16 protein-coding genes are annotated in these 20,947 nt (G+C 73.0%); 11 read left to right on the forward strand and 5 right to left on the reverse strand.

Translation table 11 applies throughout. From position 1 onward, the window contains the following. Positions 1 to 387 precede the first annotated feature (387 nt). The 5 genes from ACQP09_RS08380 to ACQP09_RS08400 are packed head-to-tail and all read left to right on the forward strand — an operon-like array spanning position 388 to position 6,086. Entirely contained in the window at positions 388 to 1,656 is a 1,269-nt protein-coding gene (locus tag ACQP09_RS08380; RefSeq protein WP_433397216.1) for a prenyltransferase/squalene oxidase repeat-containing protein, read from the forward strand. Beyond that, positions 1,653 to 2,360: an SCO2322 family protein gene (locus ACQP09_RS08385; RefSeq protein ID WP_433397218.1), complete on the forward strand. Its 708-nt coding sequence runs from the start codon at positions 1,653 to 1,655 to the stop codon at positions 2,358 to 2,360. Before ACQP09_RS08380 ends, ACQP09_RS08385 begins: the two co-directional genes overlap by 4 nt. After that, entirely contained in the window at positions 2,357 to 3,550 is a 1,194-nt protein-coding gene (locus tag ACQP09_RS08390; RefSeq protein ID WP_433397220.1) for an energy-coupling factor transporter transmembrane component T, read from the forward strand. Before ACQP09_RS08385 ends, ACQP09_RS08390 begins: the two co-directional genes overlap by 4 nt. Beyond that, positions 3,547 to 5,259, forward strand: coding sequence for an ABC transporter ATP-binding protein (locus ACQP09_RS08395; RefSeq protein ID WP_433397222.1), 1,713 nt, complete (start codon positions 3,547 to 3,549; stop codon positions 5,257 to 5,259). Before ACQP09_RS08390 ends, ACQP09_RS08395 begins: the two co-directional genes overlap by 4 nt. Continuing rightward, complete coding sequence (locus ACQP09_RS08400; protein WP_433397224.1) at positions 5,256 to 6,086, forward strand: ECF transporter S component; 831 nt, start codon at positions 5,256 to 5,258, stop codon at positions 6,084 to 6,086. Before ACQP09_RS08395 ends, ACQP09_RS08400 begins: the two co-directional genes overlap by 4 nt. 90 nt (positions 6,087 to 6,176) lie before the next feature. On the opposite strand, the gene ACQP09_RS08405 is transcribed toward ACQP09_RS08400, so the two are convergent. Continuing rightward, positions 6,177 to 7,355, reverse strand: a complete 1,179-nt coding sequence (locus ACQP09_RS08405; RefSeq protein ID WP_433397226.1) for a steroid 3-ketoacyl-CoA thiolase — start codon at positions 7,353 to 7,355, stop codon at positions 6,177 to 6,179. Between the two features lie 316 nt (positions 7,356 to 7,671). Here ACQP09_RS08405 and ACQP09_RS08410 point away from each other — a divergent pair, with 316 nt between their 5' ends. Continuing rightward, positions 7,672 to 8,931 (forward strand): cytochrome P450, encoded by a 1,260-nt coding sequence (locus ACQP09_RS08410; protein WP_433397228.1) that lies wholly within the window; start codon positions 7,672 to 7,674, stop codon positions 8,929 to 8,931. On the opposite strand, the gene ACQP09_RS08415 is transcribed toward ACQP09_RS08410, so the two are convergent. Next, a complete protein-coding gene (locus ACQP09_RS08415) occupies positions 8,901 to 10,991 on the reverse strand; it encodes a bifunctional glycosyltransferase 87/phosphatase PAP2 family protein (RefSeq protein WP_433397230.1) in 2,091 nt (696 codons plus the stop codon). The genes ACQP09_RS08410 and ACQP09_RS08415 overlap by 31 nt on opposite strands. Positions 10,992 to 11,122: 131 nt before the next feature. Then, on the reverse strand, positions 11,123 to 12,298 hold the full coding sequence (locus tag ACQP09_RS08420; RefSeq protein ID WP_433397232.1) for a serpin family protein: 1,176 nt from the start codon (positions 12,296 to 12,298) through the stop codon (positions 11,123 to 11,125). A gap of 61 nt (positions 12,299 to 12,359) precedes the next feature. On the opposite strand from ACQP09_RS08420, the gene ACQP09_RS08425 reads away from it, so the two are divergent. Then, positions 12,360 to 12,848 carry a GNAT family N-acetyltransferase gene (locus ACQP09_RS08425; RefSeq protein WP_433397234.1) on the forward strand — a complete coding sequence of 163 codons (489 nt, stop codon included), beginning with the start codon at positions 12,360 to 12,362 and terminating at the stop codon, positions 12,846 to 12,848. A 92-nt stretch (positions 12,849 to 12,940) separates the two neighbouring features. Here ACQP09_RS08425 and ACQP09_RS08430 read toward each other — a convergent pair whose 3' ends face one another. Next, a complete protein-coding gene (locus ACQP09_RS08430; RefSeq protein ID WP_433397236.1) occupies positions 12,941 to 15,031 on the reverse strand; it encodes a DHA2 family efflux MFS transporter permease subunit in 2,091 nt (696 codons plus the stop codon). Between the two features lie 199 nt (positions 15,032 to 15,230). Here ACQP09_RS08430 and ACQP09_RS08435 point away from each other — a divergent pair, with 199 nt between their 5' ends. After that, a complete protein-coding gene (locus ACQP09_RS08435) occupies positions 15,231 to 16,523 on the forward strand; it encodes a peptidoglycan-binding domain-containing protein (RefSeq protein ID WP_433397238.1) in 1,293 nt (430 codons plus the stop codon). 165 nt (positions 16,524 to 16,688) lie between these two features. Beyond that, on the forward strand, positions 16,689 to 17,351 hold the full coding sequence (locus ACQP09_RS08440; RefSeq protein ID WP_433397240.1) for an HAD-IA family hydrolase: 663 nt from the start codon (positions 16,689 to 16,691) through the stop codon (positions 17,349 to 17,351). Here ACQP09_RS08440 and ACQP09_RS08445 read toward each other — a convergent pair. Next, positions 17,338 to 18,159 (reverse strand): ABC transporter permease, encoded by an 822-nt coding sequence (locus ACQP09_RS08445; RefSeq protein ID WP_433397242.1) that lies wholly within the window; start codon positions 18,157 to 18,159, stop codon positions 17,338 to 17,340. The two genes, ACQP09_RS08440 and ACQP09_RS08445, sit on opposite strands and share 14 nt — an antisense overlap. 311 nt (positions 18,160 to 18,470) lie before the next feature. On the opposite strand from ACQP09_RS08445, the gene ACQP09_RS08450 reads away from it, so the two are divergent. Next, entirely contained in the window at positions 18,471 to 19,115 is a 645-nt protein-coding gene (locus tag ACQP09_RS08450; protein ID WP_432148359.1) for an HNH endonuclease family protein, read from the forward strand. Positions 19,116 to 19,263: 148 nt separating this feature from the next. Beyond that, positions 19,264 to 20,943, forward strand: coding sequence for an alkaline phosphatase D family protein (locus ACQP09_RS08455; protein ID WP_433397244.1), 1,680 nt, complete (start codon positions 19,264 to 19,266; stop codon positions 20,941 to 20,943). The last annotated feature ends 4 nt before the right edge of the window (positions 20,944 to 20,947 follow it).

Genomic DNA, 20,947 nt, shown 5'->3' on the forward strand with positions numbered 1-20,947 from the left:
ACGTGCTGGCGGTATGGCGGTATACCCGGCGACGTACCGACGCGAGCGGTCCGCCGCCCCGGGGAGGGACGCTACGGCCCGGTAGAGTGGGTAGGTCGTCATCATGCCCGTCCAGGGGGAAGCCGGTGCGAATCCGGCGGCCGCCCCTGGCCGTGAGCCGTCCGAGCCGTCCGTCCGACGGCAGCCGGGACCGCTCCGGTCGCGGAGTGTGAGCGGCCAGGGGCAGTGTGACCACGGGCCCCGCGGGCCATCGGGTTTCCGGTGGTCCAGGGTCACCGGAGCCCCGGTGGCCGGCACCGTCGAGGTATACCGAGGTATACGGGACCGGAGCCCGGTGCCCTCGTGCGTCCGGGAGAGCCGGCCCCCGCAGGAGAGGCACAGCCCGCCATGACCGTACGCCGCAGCGCAGCCGCGCTCGCGACCACCGCCGTTCTGCTGGGCGCGGCCGCACCCGTCGCGGTCGCCCCCGCCGCGGTCGCCGCACCGAGCCCGTCCCCGTCGGTCCAGCTGCCGCTCGGGCTCTACGGGACCACGGACCCCACGTACGACGGGGTGTGGCGGCAGTCGCTGGCCTTCCTCGCGCAGAAGATCGAGTACGTCACGCCGGCGCAGCAGTCCGTGGACTGGCTGCTGGAGCAGCAGTGCGACAGCGGCGCCTTCACCTCGTACCGGAGCGACGCCTCCGCGCCGTGCGACGCCTCGACCGTGATGGACACCAACGCCACGGCCGCCGCCGTCCAGGCCATCGTGGAGCTGGGCCAGCACAGGGAGGCCGCGGACAACGGGGCCGACTGGCTGAAGTCCGTCCAGAACGAGGACGGCGGCTGGGGCTACAACCCGGGCAGCCCGAGCGACGCCAACTCCACCGCCGTGGTGATCGGCGCCCTCGCCCGTACGAGCGTCCCGGTCGGCGAGCTCACCACCGCCGACGGCAGCACCCCGTACACCGCGCTCCAGGCCCTGGCCATCCCGTGCGGGAAGAAGGACGGCGGCGCCTTCGCCTACCAGCCGGGCAAGAAGGGCGAGCTGGTCGCCAACAACGACGCGTCGGCGGCCGCCGTGCTCGGGCTGCTGGGCAAGGGCATGGCCATCGGGGACGCGAACGCGGTGAAGGACCCCGTCTGCACGAAGGGCGACGACCTCACCGCCGAGCAGAGCGCGCAGAACGGCGCCCACTACCTCGCCGCGACCCTCGCCGCCTCCCCTTATCTGGAGCAGCCGCCGATGCCGGGCGCCGAGGAGAACGAGCCGCAGCCCGACTTCGGCAACACCGCGGACATGGTCGTCGCCCTCGCCGCCTCCGGTCACAAGGACAAGGCCGCCGCCTCGGTGGAGTGGCTGGAGAAGAACTCCAGGACCTGGGCGGAGCAGGGCGGGCCCGCCGCGACCGCACAGCTGATCTTCGCCGCGCATGCCACCGCCGCCGACGCCCGCGACTTCGGCGGTGTCGACCTGGTCGCCCAGCTCAACGCGACCGGCCCGGCTCCCGCCGCGACCGCCCTCCCTTCCCCGACGCCGAGCGGTCCGCAGCCCTCCAGCGGCACCGAGAGCGAGGACGGCGGGCTCGGCCTGTGGTGGCTGGTCGGCCTCGGTCTGTTCTTCGGCGCCGGCATCGGCTTCCTGCTCTCCATGCGCCGGAAGAAGCAGCAGCCGTGACGCGCACCTCGTCGGCGCTGCTCCGGACTCCGGTCGCCGGTCTTCTCGCCGTCCTCCTCGCCGCCTCCGCCGTCCTGCTCGGAGCGGGCGGGGCGCAGGCGGCCGGGTACCGCTACTGGTCCTTCTGGGAGGCCGACGGCACGAGCTGGGCGTACGCCACCCAGGGCCCGTCCCTCGTACGCCCCGACGACGGTACGGTCCAGGGCTTCCGGTTCGCCGTCAGCGAGGACTCCGCCGACGCCGACCGGCCGCGCCGCGCCCCCGACTTCGCGGCGGTCTGCGCGGACACCCCGGCGAAGGACGGCGCCAAGCGGGTCGCGCTGGTGATCGACCCCGGTACGGCGGAGGACGCCCCGGACGGCGAGAAGCCGCCCGCGCTGCGCACCGCCTGTGCCCAGGTCGCACCGGACGCCAGCAGCGCGGAGGCGCTCGCCTCGGTGGCGAAGCCGCTGCGGTACGACAGCAGCGCGATGATCTGCGCGATCTCCGGCTATCCGAGGACGGGCTGCGGCGAGCAGGTGTCGGGCGAGGGAAGTGAGAAGCCCTCCGAGGCCCCTTCCGCCTCCTCGGCGCCCGCGACCGCGGCCGATGACGACGGCGACAGCGACAGCGGTGGCGGTCCGTCCGCCGGGCTCCTCGTCGGCATCGGGGCCGTCCTGCTGCTGGGCGTCGCCGCCGTGTTCCAGGCCCGCCGGCGCCGATGACGTACGCCCCGGGGACGGCCCGGCTGCTCCGCCGTGCCCTGCACACGCCCGAGGCGGGCCGCTCCAACGCGCTGCCCGCCGGGGCGTGGTGGCTGTGGGCGCTGGGGCTGGCCACCGCCGCCTCCCGGACCACCAACCCGCTGCTGCTCGGCCTGCTGGTCGGGGTGGCGGGGTACGTGGTGGCGGCCCGGCGCACCGACGCGCCGTGGGCCCGCTCCTACGGGGCGTTCATCAAGCTCGGGCTCTTCGTCATCGCGCTGCGACTGCTCTTCTCCGTCTTCCTCGGCTCGCAGATCCCCGGCACGCACACCGTGTTCACGCTCCCCGAAGTGCCGCTGCCCGACTGGGCGCAGGGCGTGCGGATCGGGGGCCGGGTCACGGCGGAGCAGCTGGTCTTCTCGCTCTACGACGGGATGAAGCTGGCCGCTCTGCTGATCTGCGTCGGCGCGGCGAACTCGCTCGCCAACCCGGCCCGGCTGCTGAAGTCCCTGCCGGGTGCGCTGTACGAGGTCGGGGTCGCCGTCGTCGTCGCGATGACGTTCGCCCCGAACATGGTCGCCGATGTGGTCCGGCTCCGCACCGCGCGGCGGCTGCGGGGGCGGCCGACCGGTGGGGTGAAGGCGGTCGCGCAGATCGGACTGCCGGTGCTGGAAGGGGCGTTGGAGCGGTCGGTGGCGGTGGCCGCGTCGATGGACGCGCGGGGGTACGGGCGTACCGCCGAGGTTCCGCCCGCCGTCCGGCACACCACCAACGTCCTCACGCTCGGCGGGCTGCTCGGCGTGTGCGCCGGAACGTACGGGCTGTTGGCCGCGCAAGGGGCCGTGTACGGGCTGCCGGTGCTGCTGGCGGGGCTCGTCGCGGCGATGGCGGGGCTGCGGCTGGGCGGGCGGCGCTCGGTACGGACCCGGTACCGGCCGGACCGGTGGGGGGTGCGGGCCTGGCTGGTGGCGGGGTCGGGTGCGGTGGTGGCGGCCGCGATGATCTGGGCGGGCTCGGTCGATCCGGAGGCACTGCACCCCGGTGTCGTCCCGCTGACCGCGCCCGAGCTGCCGCTGTGGCCCGCTGCCGCCGTGCTGGTCGGGCTGCTGCCCGCACTGGTCGCCCCCGTACCGCCGTCCTCGCGCGGCCTGGAAGAACACGACCGTCGCGGCTTCGAAGAACACGGCCGTCGCAGCAAGGAGCAGGCGTGATCAGGTTCGAGCAGGTCTCCGTGCGGTACGACGGGACGGACCGGCCCACGCTCTCCGGCGTCGATCTCGCGGTGCCGGAAGGGGAGTTGGTGCTGCTCGTCGGGCCGTCGGGGGTCGGCAAGTCGACGTTGCTGGGGACGGTCTCGGGGCTGGTGCCGCACTTCACCGGCGGGGTGCTGAGCGGCCGGGTGACGGTGGACGGGCGCGACACCCGCACGCACAAGCCGCGTGAGCTGGCCGATCTGGTCGGCACGGTGGGGCAGGACCCGCTGGCCCACTTCGTCACGGACACGGTCGAGGACGAACTCGCGTACGGCATGGAGTCGTTGGGCCTGGCGCCGGACGTCATGCGGCGGCGCGTGGAGGAGACGCTCGATCTGCTGGGCCTGGCCGAGCTGCGGGACCGGCCGATCGCGACCCTCTCGGGCGGCCAGCAGCAGCGGGTGGCGATCGGTTCGGTGCTGACCCCGCACCCGAAGGTGCTGGTACTCGACGAGCCGACCTCCGCGCTGGACCCGGCGGCGGCCGAGGAGGTGCTCGCCGTACTCCAACGGCTGGTCCACGACCTCGGGACGACCGTACTGATGGCCGAGCACCGGCTGGAGCGGGTGGTGCAGTACGCGGACCAGGTCGTCCTGCTGCCGGCGCCGGGCGCCGCACCCGTGATGGGCGCGCCCGCCGAGATCATGGCCGTCTCACCGGTCCGGCCGCCGGTCGCGGAGCTGGGGCTGCTGGCGGGCTGGGACCCGCTGCCGCTCTCGGTACGGGACGCCCGGCGCGGGGCCGGTGAGCTGCGGGAACGGCTGGCTTCGGCCGCGCCGCCCGGGCCTCCGGAGCTTTCCATGAACGTGTCCGTGGCGCCTGCGCCGGTGTCGAGCGGCCCCCGTCCCGGACGGATCGCGCGGCTCCTGGGCCGTACGAAAGCCGTCGAAGCGCCCGGTCCCGCCGACCCCGTCACCCGGGTCGAGTCCCTGGGCGTGCGGCGCGGGCGGATCGAGGCGCTGCGGCGGGTCACGCTGACCGTGGCGCCCGGGGAGACCGTGGCGCTGATGGGCCGTAACGGGGCCGGAAAGTCCACCCTGCTCGGCGCGCTCGTCGGCATGGTCGAGCCCACCTCCGGCTCCGTACGTGTCGGCGGCCTGGCCCCGGCCCGTACCGATCCACGCGCCATGATCCGCCGCGTCGGCCTCGTCCCGCAGGAGCCGCGCGATCTGCTGTACGCGGACACGGTGGCCGCCGAGTGCGCCGCCGCCGACCGGGACGCGGGCGCGGACGAGGGCACCTGCCGGGCGCTGGTCACCGGGCTGCTGCCGGGCGTGGAGGACGGCACACACCCCCGTGACCTCTCCGAGGGCCAGCGCCTCGCGCTGGCCCTCGCGCTGGTGCTGACCGCCCGGCCGCCGCTGTTGCTCCTTGACGAGCCGACCCGGGGCCTGGACTACGCGGCGAAGGGCCGGCTCGTCGGCGTCCTGCGGTCGCTGGCGGCCGAGGGGCACGCGATCGTCCTGGCCACGCACGATGTGGAGCTGGCGGCGGAGCTGGCCCACCGGGTGGTGATCCTCGCCGACGGGGAGGTCGTCGCGGACGGCCCGACCGGCCGGGTGGTCGTCTCCTCCCCCGCCTTCGCTCCGCAGACCGCGAAGATCCTCGCTCCGCAGGAGTGGCTGACCGTCTCGCAGGTGCGCGGCGCGCTGGAGGCGGGCGCGTGAGTGGTACGGAGAAGGTGCGGGCTCCCCGGCCCGTGCGGCTCGGGCCGAAGTCGGTCGCCGCGTTGGTGCTGGTGAGCGCGGTCGGCGTGGTCGCCTTCGGGTGGCCGCTGCTCGCCGGTGCCGGGTCCGGGCTCGCGCACGCGCAGGACGCGCCGTGGCTGTTCGCCGCGCTGCTGCCGCTGCTGGTCGCGGTGGTGGTGGCAACGATCTCGGAGTCCGGCATGGACGCCAAGGCCGTCGCGATGCTCGGCGTGCTGGCGGCGGTCGGGGCCGCGCTGCGCCCGCTCGGAGCGGGCACGGCGGGCCTGGAGCCGATGTTCTTCCTGATGGTGCTGAGCGGACGGGTGCTGGGTCCGGGCTTCGGGTTCGTGCTCGGCTCGGTGACCATGTTCGCGTCCGCCCTGCTCACGGGTGGGGTGGGGCCGTGGATGCCGTTCCAGATGCTGTCGATGGGCTGGTTCACGATGGGCGCGGGGCTGCTGCCGGGCGCGGATCGGCTGCGCGGGCGGGCCGAGCTGGCGATGCTCGCGGTGTACGGGTCCGTGGCGGCGTTCGCGTACGGCACGATCATGAATCTGTACGGGTGGACGATCATCCCGGGACTCGGCTCGGGCATCTCGTTCGTCGCGGGCGACCCGCTCCACGAGAACCTGGTGCGCTTCCTCGCCTACTGCGCGGCGACCTCGCTGGGGTGGGACCTGGGGCGTGCGGTGCTCACGGTGGTCCTGACGCTGACCATCGGCCCGACGCTGCTGAAGGCGCTGCGGCGGGCGACCCGGCGGGCGGCGTTCGACGCGCGGGTGGGGTTCGAGACCAACCAGTCGTAGGGATCCTAGGGGTGGACGGCCCCCTGGACTCCTGAGCTCCTGGACTCCTGAGCTCCCGGGCTCCCGGGCTCCTGAGAGGCAGGTCGGGCGCTACAGCCGCTGGATGATGGTGCCGGTGGCCAGCGCCCCGCCCGCGCACATCGTGATCAGCGCGAACTCCTTGTCGCGGCGTTCCAGTTCGTGCAGGGCCGTGGTGATCAGGCGGGCGCCGGTCGCGCCGACCGGGTGGCCGAGCGCGATCGCGCCGCCGTTGACGTTGACCTTCTCCAGGCCGTCGAGATCCGCCTCGAACTCCTGGGCCCAGCTCAGTACCACCGACGCGAACGCCTCGTTGATCTCGACGAGGTCGATGTCCTTGAGCGACATGCCGGCCTTGCCGAGCACCGCCCGGGTGGCATCTACGGGTCCGTCGAGGTGGAAGTGCGGGTCCGAGCCGACGAGCGCCTGGGCCACGATCCGGGCCCGGGGCTTGAGCTTCAAGGCTCGGGCCATCCGCTTGGAGGACCAGAGGATGGCGGCGGCCCCGTCGGATATCTGCGAGGAGTTGCCGGCGGTGTGGATCGCGCTCGGCATGACCGTCTTCAGGCCGGCGAGCACGTCCATCGAGGTGTCGCGCAGCCCCTCGTCCCGGTCGACGAGCCGCCACATGCCCTGGCCGGCCGCCTGCTCCTCCTCGGTGGTCGGGACCTGGACGGCGTACGTCTCGCGCTTGAAGCGTTCCTCGGCCCACGCCTCGGCCGCGCGCTGCTGCGAGCGGAGGCCGAGCGCGTCGACCCGCGCGCGGGTGAGGCCGCGTTTGCGGGCGATGCGCTCGGCGGCCTCGAACTGGTTGGGCAGGTCGACGTTCCACTCGTCGGGCCAGGGCTTGCCGGGACCGTGTTTGGAGCCGCTGCCCAGCGGCACCCGCGACATCGCCTCCACGCCGCAGCTGATGCCGACGTCGATGACCCCGGCGGCCACCATGTTGGCGACCATGTGCGCCGCCTGCTGCGAGGAGCCGCACTGGCAGTCCACGGTGGTCGCGGCGGTCTCGTACGGCAGCCCCACGGCCAGCCAGGCGTTGCGGGCCGGGTTCATGGACTGCTCACCGGCGTGCGTGACGGTGCCGCCGACGATCTGTTCGACGCAGTCGGCCTGGATGCCGGTGCGGCCGAGAAGTTCACGGTAGGTCTCGCCCAGCAGGTAGGCGGGGTGCAGATGGGCGAGCGCGCCTCCACGCTTGCCGATCGGGGTGCGTACGGCTTCGACGATGACGGGTTCCGCGGCCATGAGCTCGTCCTCTCCTCGCGCTTCCGTCGGGGCGTCCCGGCGCCCACGGAAGGAACTAGTACGCGTTCTAGTTCTGCAAGCAGTCTCATGACGGCGGCCCGGCTGCGCAAGGGGCGCGCACCGGCCGCGTACCCCCCTTTCGCGCGCCCCCACACCAGGCCGGGCGACTGTGGGCGGCAGTCGCGGGGAACGGATCCGGCCAGGGCTCTTGCGACTTGTAGAACTCGTTACTACCTTGCGGGCAGATTCTGATGGAGCGTCAGACCGCGCTGATCGTCCGACGGTTCACCGCCAGATCCGGAGTGGAGAGGTGCCCATGCGCTGCCCCCATCTGCCCGACGGGTTCGACTTCACCGACCCCGATCTCCTCCAATCCCGCGTCCCGCACCCGGAGTTCGCGCTGATGCGGCAGACCGCGCCGGTCTGGTGGTGCACGCAGCCCGCCAACATCTCCGGCTTCGGCGACGAGGGGTACTGGGTCGTCACCCGGCACGCGGACGTCAAGTACGTTTCCACGCATCCCGAGTTGTTCTCCTCGAACACCAACACCGCGGTCATCCGCTTCAACGAGACCATCAGCCGCGACCAGATCGAGGTCCAGAAACTCATCATGCTCAACATGGACCCGCCGGAACACACCCGGGTCCGCCAGATCGTCCAGCGCGGCTTCACCCCGCGTGCGGTGCGCTCCCTGGAGCAGGCGCTGCGGGCACGCGCCCGGTCCATCGTGGAGACCGCCCACGCGGCGGCGGCCGGGGGCGACGGGACGTTCGACTTCGTCACGAACATCGCGGTGGAGCTCCCGCTCCAGGCGATCGCCGAACTCATCGGCGTACCGCAGGAGGACCGGTCCAAGATCTTCGACTGGTCCAACAAGATGGCCGCGTACGACGATCCGGAGTACGCGATCACCGAGGAGGTCGGCGCCGAGGCGGCGATGGAGATCGTGGCGTACTCGATGAACCTGGCGGCGGCCCGCAAGGAGTGTCCGGCGCAGGACATCGTGAGCCAGCTGGTCGCGGCGGAGGGCGAAGGGAACCTGTCCTCCGACGAGTTCGGGTTCTTCGTGATCCTGCTCGCGGTGGCCGGCAACGAGACCACCCGTAACGCGATCAGCCACGGCATGCACGCCTTCCTCACCCATCCCGAGCAGTGGGAGCTGTACAAGAGGGAGCGTCCGAAGACGACCGCCGAGGAGATCGTGCGCTGGGCGACCCCGGTGGTCTCCTTCCAGCGGACCGCCACGCAGGATCTGGAGCTCGGCGGCCAGCGCATCCGGAAGGGCGAGCGGGTCGGCCTGTTCTACTCCTCGGCCAACAACGACCCCGAGGTCTTCGACTCTCCGGAAGCCTTCGACATCACCCGCGACCCCAACCCGCACCTGGGCTTCGGTGGCGGTGGCCCGCACTTCTGCCTCGGCAAGTCGCTGGCCGTGATGGAGATCGACCTGATCTTCAGCGCCATCGCGGACGTGCTGCCCGATCTGCGGCTGCTGGAGGATCCGCGGCGGCTGCGGTCGGCCTGGCTCAACGGGATCAAGCAGCTTCAGGTGCGTACGTCCGCCGCCGGTTCCTGACTCCGGCCGCCGGCCTCGGCGCGTACGGGTCCGGGAGCGGGCTCCGTCGTCAGCGGCTTCTCCTGCGGCACCAACTTCCGTGGGCCCGCCAGCAGGTACGTCAGCCCGAAGCCCGCGAGGACGACCAGCGCCCCGCCGGCCGCGTCCAGCACCCAGTGGTTGGCGGTCGCCACGATCGCGGCGATGGTGAAGAGGGGGTGGAGCAGGCCGAGCGCCTTCATCCACATCTTCGGGGCCAGAATCGCGATGACCACTCCGCACCACAGCGACCAGCCGAAGTGCAGCGACGGCATCGCCGCGTACTGGTTGGTGAGGGTGGTCAGCGTGCCGTAGTCGGGCTTCGCGAAGTCCTGGACGCCGTGGATGGTGTCGATGAAGCCGAGGCCCGGCATGAGGCGCGGCGGGGCCAGCGGGTAGAGCCAGAAGCCGACGAGCGCCAGCAGCGTGGCGAAGCCGATGGAGGAGCGGGCCCAGCGGTAGTCGGTGGGGCGGCGCGCGTACAGCACGCCGAGGATGGCCAGCGGGATGATGAAGTGGAAGGTCGAGTAGTAGTAGTCGAAGAACTCCCGCAGCCAGGTGATCTCCACGACCGTGTGGTTGACCCAGAGTTCGATGTCGATGTGCAGCCACTGCTCGATGGCGTGGATCTGCCGGCCGTGCTCCTCGGCGACGGGACGGCCCGCGGTGGCGGCGAGGCGGACCTGTGCGTACGCGGAGTAGACGACGCGGATGAGCAGGAGTTCCAGCAGGAGGTTCGGGCGGTGGAGCGCCCGGCGCCAGAACGGCAGGAGCGGCACGCGTCTCCACCGCGCGGCGACCGGCTTCGCGTGGTCGGTGGGGACGGGCCGCTGCCAGTACGGCGAGGTGCGCGGCAGGAAGGGCGCGGCGCAGGCCGCGGCGAGCGCCACCAGGAGCAGGCCGTTGTCCCGTACGAAGGTGAGCGGACCGACGTTCGGGAGGAGCATCTTGCCGGGGAGCGTGAGGACGAGCACCACGACGGCGGGCCAGACCAGCCGGTCGGAGGCGCGCTTGCCGACCCGGCCGACGACGGCCAGGAGCACCCAGAGGAGCTGGTGCTGCCAGGCGGTCGGCGCGACGGCCACGACGACGCACCCGGTCACGGCGACGGCGAGGAGCAGCTGGCCGTCCTGCGCGTAGCGGACCGCGCGGCGCACACCGACGACGACGACCGCGGCCGCGAGCACGAGGAACAGCGCGATCTCGGCCGGTCCTTCGAAGCCGAGCCGGAGCAGCACGCCGTGCAGCGACTGGTTGGCCAGGCTGTCCGGCCGCTCACCGAGCCCGGCGCCCGCGACGTGGTGCACCCAGTACGTCCACGAGTCCTCCGGCACCGCGGCCCAGGCGGCGGCCGTGCAGAAGGCGAAGGTGGCGAGCGAGACGGCGGAGGCCCGCCGCTTCCCGGTCAGCCAGAGGAGGGCGGCGAAGAGGAGGAGCGTCGGCTGCAGGGCGGCGGCGAGGCCGACGAGGACGCCTCGCAGCCGGTGGTCCCGGACGGCGAAACAGGCCAGCAGGACCAGGAGGACCGGCAGGATGCTGGTCTGGCCGAGGTGGAGGGTGTTGCGGACCGGCAGCGACAGCATGAGCAGGGTGATCGCGACGGGTACGGCGAGCAGCGCCGTACGCCGGCCCACCGGTGCGGGCAGAGCGCGCGCGGCGACGACACCGAGGGCGGCCACCAGGAGCAGGGTGCCGAAGGTCCAGGCGATGCCGAGGGCCGCCTCGGCCGACGCGGTGAGCGGCTTCAGCACCAGACCGGCGAAGGGCGTGCCGGTGAACCGGCCGCTGTCGTACAGCGAGCCCGTCACCCGCAGGACACCGTTCTCGCCGATCCAGGTCTCCAGATCGGTGAGCCGTTCGCCGGGCGGCTGCCGCAGCACCACCGCAATCTGCCGCACCGCCAGCACGGCGACGACCAGCCAGAGCACGGCCCGGGTCAGCCCGGTCCTCGTCTCCGTACTCGTCACCGCGTCCGCCGCCGCGCCACCGCGCACACTGTGCTCCGCGTTCGCCACGCTGCGCCGCCCCTCCCGCCGTTCCATGCCCCGCCCCTTCGACTCGGGGCAGCGCCGGATGAAGCCTCGCACTGCCCTACGGGGTAGACACAATCAACCCCCTCTTTGCCTGACTGTCATCATCCTCCGGTCCGGAGAATCTCTGTTCGGAAGGACGATCAGGTGTGCGCCGGGCCGGAGGGCGTGTCCGCCTGCCAGGCGGCGAAGAGCGGGACGTCGGTGCCGGCGGGCAGGACGACGGTGCCGAACGGGCGGTCGAAGGCGAGGCGCAGGAGCCGCTGCGGCGGCGGGGCCGCGCTGCCGGCCCGCATCGCGACCACGGTCACCGCCGCGGCCTCCACACCTTCCTCGGCGACCTTCAGCACGGACTCCTGGACCACGTCGGAGATGGTGAGCGGCTGCGGCGAGAGGCCGGAGAAGTCCGCCGCGTCGGAGGTGGCCAGCCGGACGCCGAGCGCGGGCAGCTGTGCGGTGACGGCGATGCGGGTACGGAGGGCGAGGCGCGGCAACGCGATGGTCACCAGGTCCGCATCCGGCCGGCCCCCGGCGCTCCGGTCCGCCCAGCCGGCGGGCAGCACCTGGCGGGCGCCCGCGCCCGGCTCGCCGAGGACGAACCTGACCCGGGCTCCGCCGCCGGAAGCGTCCGAGGCGCAGCGCAGTTCGACGACGTACGTGCCGTCCACCGTCCACACATCGGCGAGCGGCACGCCCTTCGTCATGGTCGGCACCGGGCGGGTCGTGCCGGACGCGTCGGTGAACGGCAGGTCCCGGGTCAGCCAGCCCTCGAACGGCTTCTCCCAGCGGGCCTTCAGCGCCAGGACGTTGACCAGGGCGAGCAGGGTCTCGTCGGTGATCTGCAGGGGCAGCCGCTCGATCAGCTCGCCGGTGGCCTCCCGTACCCAGGCGTCGGCGGCTGCCGGGTCCATCCCGTCGTCGAACCGGACGTCCGGCAGCGCCTCGCGGTACGCCTCCCGTACCGGCACCCGGCTCCACACCCGGGTCGCCACCTCCAGCGCACCGGTCAGCGCCAGCTCGCGGGCCGCCGCCGTCACGGCGGGTGCCGCCTCCCGGTCCGCCGTACCGAGCAGCGCCCGCAGCTCCCGGGCGGTCTCGCCGCGCGCTCCGGCGGCCACGGCGGCGAGCGCCAGCCACAGCCCGGCGGGCGAGCAGACGAAGCTGTCACCGTTCGCCGGCTTCCCGGTGGCGAGCGCGTCCCGTATCCAGCGGTCGGCGAGATGGCGGACGGCCCGGGCCCGCGTCGTGGCGTCGGCGCCTGCGCCTGCGCCTGTGCCTGTGCCTGCGTCTGCGTCTGCGTCTGCGGTAGGTCGGTTCACTGGTGCCCCCTGCACATAAATCACATCGTCCTTCGGCCGTGCGGGAGCAAGAATGCCGCACATGACCTGGACCGTGACCGCCGAACGCTTCGACTCCGCCGACGCCACCGCGCTGCGCCGCGACTACTACGACGAGGTGGCGAGCCGCTACTGGCAGCGGCCCGCCACCGAAGCGGAGATAGCCGAGGGGCTCGCCGACGACGGCGCGGACCTGCTGCTGCCGCCGACCGGTCAGTTCGTCGTCGGCCGCCACGAGGGCAAGGCGGCGAGCTGTGCGGGGCTGGTGCTGACGGAGGAGGCCGTACCGGGTTCGGCGGAGCTGACGCGGGTGTACGTACGCCCGGCGTTCCGGTCGACGGGTGGCGGCGGGGTGATGCTGGCCGCGATCGAGGAGGAGGCGCGGGCGCTCGGCGTACGGCTGCTCCGGCTGGACACCCGTCTCGACCTGGTCGAGGCGCGCGGCCTGTACGCGAAGCACGGCTACGCGGAGGTGCCGGCCTTCCACCGGCGCAACCCGTACGCGGAGGTCTGGTTCGCGAAGGAGCTGTGAGGTCTGGAGGAGCTGGAGGGGCTGGACGTCCTCAGGAGCTGTGAAGGGCCTGTCCTCGTGGACACGGGCGCGGGCCGGTGGCCGGTGGCCGGTCAGGGCCGGTGGTCGTCCCGGCGGTCCCGGTGGTCGATGTCGTGGTGCCAGTCCGCCGCGTGGTCGCGGGGCGGTGCCGGCATGTGCGGGCGCTCCTTGCTCGACCCGCTGACCTCCGCCGTCAGCTCGGCCACCAGCTTGACCAGGTCGGTGGGCCGGTCCGGCCCCCACCAGTCGCCCAGCAGCTCCGCGAGGGAGTCCTCCCGGGCCTGCGAGAGCCGCACCACGGCCTCGGCACCCGCGTCGGTGAGGATCATCTGGAGCCCCTCACGGCGGGCCAGTCCGCGCCCCTCCACCTGCCGGGCCGCCTCGGTGATCACCCGGAGCGGTACGGGCGCCACCTCCGCGAGCCGCGCGGGCTCGACCGTGCCGTGCCGCTTGATCCGCAGCAGCAGCCAGCTGGCGGCGGGCAGCAGGTCGTACCCGGCGCGCGCGGTGATCTTCTCGTAGATCTCCCGGCGCCCCTCCCGGGTCGCGAGCACCGAGAGTGCGCGGGCGCACTCGTCGTACGAGGAACGCTCCACCGGGTTGGAGGCGAGGGTCTGGCTGGTGTCGGGAGCGGTCACCGAGCCCCGGAGCTTGTCCTCCCGCAGGAACCAGGCCAGCACGAAGGCGAGGAGGACGACGGGTGCCGCGTACAGGAAGACGTCCGTGATGGAGGTGGAGTACGCGTCGAGGATCGAGGGGCGCAGGTCGGCCGGGAGCATCTGGATGGAGCGGGGGTCGGCCGCCAGCCGGTCGGCGTCGACGCCCGGCGGTAGGGACCGGCCCGTGAGGGCGCTGTCGAGCTGGCCGATGAGCCGGTTGGTGAAGACGGTGCCGAAGATGGCCACGCCGAACGAGGCGCCGATGGAGCGGAAGAAGGTCGCGCCGGAGGTGGCGACGCCGAGGTCCTGGTAGGAGACGGCGTTCTGCACGACGAGGACGAGGACCTGCATGACCAGGCCCAGCCCGGCGCCGAAGACGAAGAAGCAGAGGCTCATTTCCCAGGTCGAGCTGTCCGGGGTGAGGCGGTGGAGGAGCAGCAGGCCGGCGGCGGTGAGCGCGGTGCCCGCGAGCGGGAACACCTTCCAGCGGCCGGTACGGCTGACGATCTGCCCGGAGGCGGTCGAGGTGAGCAGCAGGCCGAGGACCATCGGCAGCATGTGCACACCGGACATGGTGGGGGTGATGCCGTGGACCACCTGGAGGAAGGTGGGCAGATAGGTCATCGCCCCGAACATCGCGAAACCGATGACGAAGCTGATGACGGCGACGAGGCTGAAGGTCCTGATCCGGAAGAGCTTCAGCGGCAGCACCGGTTCCGCCGCCCGCCGCTCCACGGCCACGAACGCGATCAGCAGCACCACGGCGAGCACGGCCAGCGCGATGATCTGGGCCGATCCCCAGGCCCAGGTGGTGCCGCCGAGGGACGCCACGAGGATGAGGCAGGTGGCGACGGAGGCGATGAGGAAGGTGCCGAGGTAGTCGATGGTGTGCTTCTCGCGGTGGACCGGGATGTGCAGCACGGCCGCGATGACGAGCAGCGCGACGACGCCGATCGGCAGGTTGATGTAGAAGACCCAGCGCCAACTGAGGTGCTGGGTGAAGAACCCGCCGAGCAGCGGTCCGAGCACGCTCGTCGCCCCGAAGACGGCACCGAAGAGGCCCTGGTACTTGCCGCGTTCGCGCGGGGTGACGAGGTCTCCGACGATCGCCATCGAGAGCACCATGAGCCCGCCGCCGCCGAGCCCCTGGAGAGCGCGGAAGCCGATGAGCTGGGGCATGTTCTGGGCCATGCCGCAGAGGGCGGAGCCGATCAGGAAGATGACGATCGCGGTCTGGAAGAGCTTCTTGCGGCCGTACTGGTCGCCGAGCTTGCCCCAGAGCGGGGTCGCCGCCGTCGCCGCCAGCAGATAGGCGGTGACCACCCAGGAGAGGTGGTCGAGACCGCCGAGCTCGCTGACGATGGTGGGCAGCGCGGTGGAGACGATGGTCTGATCGAGTGCCGCCAGCAGCATGCCGAGGAGCAGCGCGCCGATCGCCACCAGGACGGTCCGGCGGGACTGCCCCTCGCCGGGGACCATGGGCGGGCTCAGCTGCTGGGCCATGGGCGTCTCCTCGATCCGCTGCGATCCACCGCAGCCCGATCCACTGCGATCTGCTGATCCACTACACCCCCATCCTGGCCGTTCCGCCCTGTTATGGCCTGCCGAGCGCCGCCCGTGGCCCGTCGTGGGCCGGTGGGGCATTGGGGTTCGCCGGGGCGGGCTGCATAATCGCAGGCAGTTCAAGGGGAGGGGACCCACGATGACCGGACACGCATGCCCGGAGTGCGGCAGACGGACGGCAGGCGAGCCCGGCACGGAGCACCGGATGCCCTGCCGGTGCGGTACGGACACGGGCGCGCAGCCGCTCACGGGGGACGAGCTGCGCGCCGCCCGCTCGGCGGAGATGGCGGCGGCGGAGGACTTCGACCCGCTGCGGATCAGGCCGTACGTGACGCTGGGAGAGGGCACCGGGCCGGAGGGCGGGGACGCCTTGGAGGGACCGGTACGGGATCCCTCGGCGGGGCCGGCGCAGCTCGCTTCGGGTGATGCCGCGACGACCATGCCGCTGCATCTGGGCGGCGGGGTGGACTCCCGTACGGGGGTGGGTACGGGCTCCGGCTTCGGTACGGGCTCCGAGTCCGGTGCCGGGCCGGCCTTCGGTACGGGACCCGAGTCCGGTGCCGGGCCGGCCTTCGGTACGGGACCCGAGTCCGGTGCCGGGCCGGCCTTCGGTACGGGACCCGAGTCCGGTGCCGGGCCGGCCTTCGGTACGGGACCCGAGTCCGGTGCCGGGCCGGCCTTCGGTACGGGCTCCGAGTCCGGTGCCGGACCGGCCTTCGGTACGGGACCCGCCTTCGGCGCGGCCTCGGGCGTCCGCACCACCGCACCCCTGGAAGCCCCCGACCCCGTACAGCCGCGCCGCAGGCGTCCCTTCGCGGCCCTGGCCGTAGGCGCGGCCGTGGTGGCGGTGGTCGGGACGGCGGCCTTCGCCGGCGGGCTCTTCGACCGGGACGGGGCCCAGAGCGAAGCGCTGCCGGAGGCGACCACGAGCGCCCCGGACACCGCGGACGAACCCGCCGCCTCCGTCGCCCCGGCCCCGTCCCCTTCCGCCTCGGCCGCTCCGTCCCGTACGGCATCGCCCTCGTCCACCCCGTCGGCCTCCGCCTCCGCGTCCCCCTCCGCCTCGCCCTCCACCTCGGAGAGCGCCGAGCCCAGCGCGACCGCCTCCGCTCCGGCGACGGCCTCGCCCGACGCGCCGTCCGCCTCGGCGACCCGTGAGGCGGCGCCGCCGACCGACGCGCCGCCGGCCGAGCTGGCCCCTTCCTCGCTGCGGCGCGGCGACCAGGGCCCACAGGTGGCCGTGTTGCAGAACCGGCTCCAGGAGGTGTGGCTCTACCACGGCGACGCGGACGGGAACTTCAACGACCGGGTGGAGCACGCCGTACGGATCTACCAGTCGTACAAGGCGATCGAAGGCGATGCGGCCGGTGTGTACGGGCCGAACACCCGGAGCGCGCTGGAGGCGGAGACGAGCGGACGGGGGCGCGGCTGAGCGGCGATGCGGGGTTTCCGGACCGGGCGGACCGGCGGGATTGGCTTTCCGGCCCAGGTTTTTGTATCTTCGTGGAACAAAGTAGCTCCCGCCCGCACTCCCTGACCGGCGGGCGGGGCTGCTCTTGTACCGCACGACCAACCCCCCGCGCGTTGGAGCCAGCCGATGTCGGCCACCGTCCTCACCGCAAGCGCCCTCCTGCTGGACATGGACGGCACCCTCGTGAACTCCGACGCGGTCGTCGAGCGCTGCTGGCGCCGGTGGGCGCTCAAGCACGGACTGGACCCCGAAGCCGCTCTCAAGGTGGTCCACGGCCGCCAGGGGTACGCCACGATGGCCGTCCTGCTCCCGGACCGCCCGGTCGAGGAGAACTACGCGGACAACCGGGTGATGCTCGCCGAGGAGACCGCCGATGTCGACGGCGTGGTCCCGATCGGTGGCGCCGCCGCGTTCATGGCCGCGATCGCCGACCTCCCGCACGCCCTGGTGACCTCGGCCGACAGCGCGCTCGCGACGGCCCGGATGGGTGCGGCCGCACTGCCGATGCCCGCCGTCCGCGTCACCGCCGAACAGGTCGGCGCCAGCAAGCCGGACCCGGAGGGCTTCCTCAAGGGCGCGGCGGAGCTGGGGTTCGGTGCGGCGGACTGCATCGTGTTCGAGGACTCCGAGGCGGGCATCGCGGCGGGCCGCGCGGCCGGTATGCGGGTCGTGGGCGTCGGCCCGCGCGCCGCGGCCCTGGCGCCGGACGCGCACGTCGAGGACCTGACGCAGATCCGGGTGGAGACGGCCGGCGACGGCACGATCCGCCTGCACATCAGCGCCGCCTGAGCCCGGACAGCGCCGCCTGAGCCGGGACGGCGCCGCCTGAGCCCCGACGGGCGCCAGCGCTCACTCCCGGCGCCCACTCCCGGTGCAGCCACCCGCGCGCGACCAGCTCCAGCACCACCGCGACGGCCACCACCTGCACCGCCATCAACGCCACCAGGACGAAGAGCTGCACGGCGCCCGCCTCCACCGGTGAGGCGCCGCCCAGCAGCATGCCCACGAACGCTCCCGGCAACGTGACGAGCCCCACCGTCCGCGTCTGGTCGAGCCCCGGCAGCAGCGCGTCCGACGCGGCGGGCCGGACGATCTCCAGCCGCGCGTCCCGGTCGAGCAGCCCGAGCGCCATGCCCGCCTCCACCTCCCCGTGACGCGTGGTGAGTTCGCCCAGCGCGCGCCGCCCGCCGAGCACGGTCGCGGTGAGCGCCCCTCCGATGAGGATGCCCGCCACCGGGATGAGCGCCAGGCCCCGGACCGGCACCAGCCCCGTGGCCAGCAGCAGCCCGACCACCGGGAGCGCCCCGGCCCCGATCGGCACGGCCGCCCACCACCAGGTGCGGTTACGGGTGATGCGGCGCCCCGCCGTCCAGGCGGCCACGGCGAACATCAGCACCAGGAACCCGAGCAGCGGCCCCAGCCGCTGGGCCACCCAGCCGATCAGCAGGGAGACCACGGCGAGTTGGGCCGCGGCCCGCACTCCGGCCACCAGGATCTCGCGCGACCACCCCAGCCGGGCCCACGCGGCGGCAACGGCGGCGAGCACCAACAGGACGACGAGGACGACCCCGAGGGCCGGCGTGACCGGTAGCAGCACGAGCCAACGATAGAACCGCCGGGCACTCCTCCCGCCGCCCACGGAACGGCCCCACACCGCACCGCGCCGCCCCCCGCAGCCCTATACCGCACCGCCCCGCGCCGTACCCAGGAACACCTCCGGCCGCGCAACTCCCTTCACGCACCGGGCGGTCTGTTCACTCCCACACGCCCCGTCACACCTCTTGATGTGACGTGCACATGTCGTCACCCTGTTACCTGACGCCCACCCCCAGGAAACCTGGCGCCGCCACGCTGGCCGGGCTCCACATGCCGCCCGCCCCAGCACCCCCCGCCCCAAAGGGAGTTCGCATGTTCGGTATCTACGCGCGTCGCTCGGCCGTCGCCGCCGCCACCGCCACCCTCGCCGCCACCTCCGTCCTGCTCACCGCCCCGACCGCTCAGGCCGCCCTCCCCACCCCGGTCAGCGCGGCGACCGCGCGCACCTACCTCGGCCAGCTCACCGTCGGCGCCGAGGGCTCCTCCAGCGGCTACAGCCGCGACAAGTTCCCGCACTGGATCACCCAGTCGGGCGCCTGCAACACCCGCGAGGTCGTCCTCAAGCGCGACGGCACCAACGTCCAGCAGGACGCCTCCTGTGCCGCCGTCAGCGGCAGTTGGTACTCGCAGTACGACGGCGCCACCTGGAGCGCCGCCTCCGACGTGGACATCGACCACATGGTCCCGCTCGCCGAGGCCTGGCGCTCCGGCGCGAGCAGCTGGTCCAACGCCCAGCGCCAGTCCTTCGCCAACGACCTGACGCGCCCGCAGCTCATCGCGGTCACCGACAACGTCAACCAGGCCAAGGGCGACAAGGACCCGGCCAAGTGGATGCCGCCGCGCGCCGCGTACAAGTGCACCTACGTCCGCGCGTGGGTCCACGTCAAGAAGCACTACAACCTGAGCGTGGACTCCGCCGAGAAGTCCGCCCTGCAGACGGCCCTGAACGGCTGCTGACCCCAGGCCACCCCCGACCACCCCGGGCCACCCCCGACCACCCCCGACCGCCCCCAGGCCACCCCGGCCGCCGGAACCCGTGCACCCTCCTCCGTCGTTCTGTACGTTACGGAGCCCATCCCTGACGTAGACGCGAGGAGGGCACGACATGGCCGGACTACGGCTGGGACCGCTGCTGCGGTACGTCGACTGGGAGTCCGGTTCCACCGCGACCGTCTGGGCCGAGGCGAGCCGTCCGTGCACCGTGGAGGTCCGGTGCGCGGACGGCGCCTCGGGGTCGTCCCCGACCTTCGCGGTGGCCGGACACCACTACGCGCTGGTGGTCGTGGAGGGGCTGACGCCCGGCACGACGACGGCGTACGAGGTGCTGATCGGCGACCGGCGCGTGTGGCCGCCCGAGGACGCACGCCTGCCGCCGAGCACCATCACCACGCCACCGGTGGGCGCGGGTGCGCCCCAAGCACCCGGCGTACGGATCTCGTTCGGCTCGTGCCGCTGGGCCGCGGCCCCGGGCGGCGGGCACGATCCGGTGGGCCCGGACGCGCTGGTCACCCTGGCCGCCCGTCTCGCCGCCGACCCCGCCGCCGAGCGCCCCGACGTCCTGCTCCTGCTCGGCGACCAGGTGTACGCGGACGAGACGTCGACGGCGACGCAGCGGAGGCTGGCGATGCGGCGCGACCTGCGCGAGCCGCCGGGCACGGAGGTCGCGGACTACGAGGAGTACACCTGCCTGTACGACGAATCGTGGCGCGACCCCGAGGTGCGCTGGCTGCTCTCCACCGTGCCGAGCTGCATGATGTTCGACGATCACGACGTCATCGACGACTGGAACACCAGCGCCGCCTGGCAGGAGCACATGCGCGCCACGCCCTGGTGGAACGAGCGGATCGTGAGCGGGCTGATGTCGTACTGGGTCTACCAGCACCTCGGCAACCTCTCCCCCGCCGAGCTGGCGGCCGATCCGGTGTACGCCACCGTGACGGCCCTGCCCGACGGCACCGAGACGCTCCGGCGCTTCGCGGCGGAGACCGACGCCGATCCGGCCCGGACCCGCTGGAGCTACCAACGCATTTTCGGCCGAGTACAGCTGCTGATGGTGGACACCCGGGCGGCCCGCGTCCTGGACGAGGGGCGCCGGGCGATGCTGGACGAGGGTGAGGCCCGCTGGCTGCGCGAGCGCGTGCTGGAGGACCCCTCCGCGTACGACCATCTCCTCATCGGCAGTTCGCTGCCGTGGCTGCTGCCGCCGCTCGTCCACGACGTGGAGACCTGGGACGCGGCCCTGTGCGCGGGTGCTCGCGGTGGCCGCTGGGCGCGGTTCGGCGAGAAGCTGCGCCGGGCGGCCGATCTGGAGCACTGGGCCGCGTTCCCCGAATCCTTCGGCCGGTTCACGGAGTTGCTGTGCCGCGTGGGGAGCGGTCCGGACGCTCCGGCGACGGTATGTGTGCTGTCCGGGGACGTGCACCACGCCTACATCGCCGAACCGCACTGGCCCGCCACCACCCCTGGCGGCGCCCCGGAATCCCGCGTTCTCCAGCTGACGTGTTCCCCCGTGCACAACTCGGTCCCCCGGTCGATCCGGCTGGGCTTCCGCTTCGGCTGGAGCGGGGTGGGCCGGCGCATCGGCCGCCTGCTGACCCGCCACGGGCGTACGGAACCGTCGCCGGTCACCTGGAGCAGAGCGGGCGGCCCGTGGTTCGGCAACCAGCTGATGACGTTGACCCTGAATGGCCGGAACTCTGCGCTGACATTGGTCCAGGCCAAGTCGGTGGGTGGCGACAACCAGCTCGTGAGCGTTCTTGAGCGTTCACTCACCCAGGAGATCTAGTCGA

It is taken from the genome of Streptomyces sp. CA-146814, from assembly GCF_050942385.1.
Classification (GTDB): Bacteria; Actinomycetota; Actinomycetes; order Streptomycetales; family Streptomycetaceae; genus Streptomyces.

Coding starts and splice junctions, on each gene's coding strand:
- ACQP09_RS08380 (WP_433397216.1), top strand. CDS start 388: ATGACCGTACGCCGCAGCGCAGCCGCGCTCGCGACCACCGCCGTTCTG.
- ACQP09_RS08390 (WP_433397220.1), top strand. CDS start 2,357: ATGACGTACGCCCCGGGGACGGCCCGGCTGCTCCGCCGTGCCCTGCAC.
- ACQP09_RS08405 (WP_433397226.1), bottom strand. CDS start 7,355: ATGGCCGCGGAACCCGTCATCGTCGAAGCCGTACGCACCCCGATCGGC.
- ACQP09_RS08410 (WP_433397228.1), top strand. CDS start 7,672: ATGCGCTGCCCCCATCTGCCCGACGGGTTCGACTTCACCGACCCCGAT.
- ACQP09_RS08415 (WP_433397230.1), bottom strand. CDS start 10,991: ATGGAACGGCGGGAGGGGCGGCGCAGCGTGGCGAACGCGGAGCACAGT.
- ACQP09_RS08425 (WP_433397234.1), top strand. CDS start 12,360: ATGACCTGGACCGTGACCGCCGAACGCTTCGACTCCGCCGACGCCACC.
- ACQP09_RS08430 (WP_433397236.1), bottom strand. CDS start 15,031: ATGGCCCAGCAGCTGAGCCCGCCCATGGTCCCCGGCGAGGGGCAGTCC.
- ACQP09_RS08435 (WP_433397238.1), top strand. CDS start 15,231: ATGACCGGACACGCATGCCCGGAGTGCGGCAGACGGACGGCAGGCGAG.
- ACQP09_RS08440 (WP_433397240.1), top strand. CDS start 16,689: ATGTCGGCCACCGTCCTCACCGCAAGCGCCCTCCTGCTGGACATGGAC.
- ACQP09_RS08450 (WP_432148359.1), top strand. CDS start 18,471: ATGTTCGGTATCTACGCGCGTCGCTCGGCCGTCGCCGCCGCCACCGCC.
- ACQP09_RS08455 (WP_433397244.1), top strand. CDS start 19,264: ATGGCCGGACTACGGCTGGGACCGCTGCTGCGGTACGTCGACTGGGAG.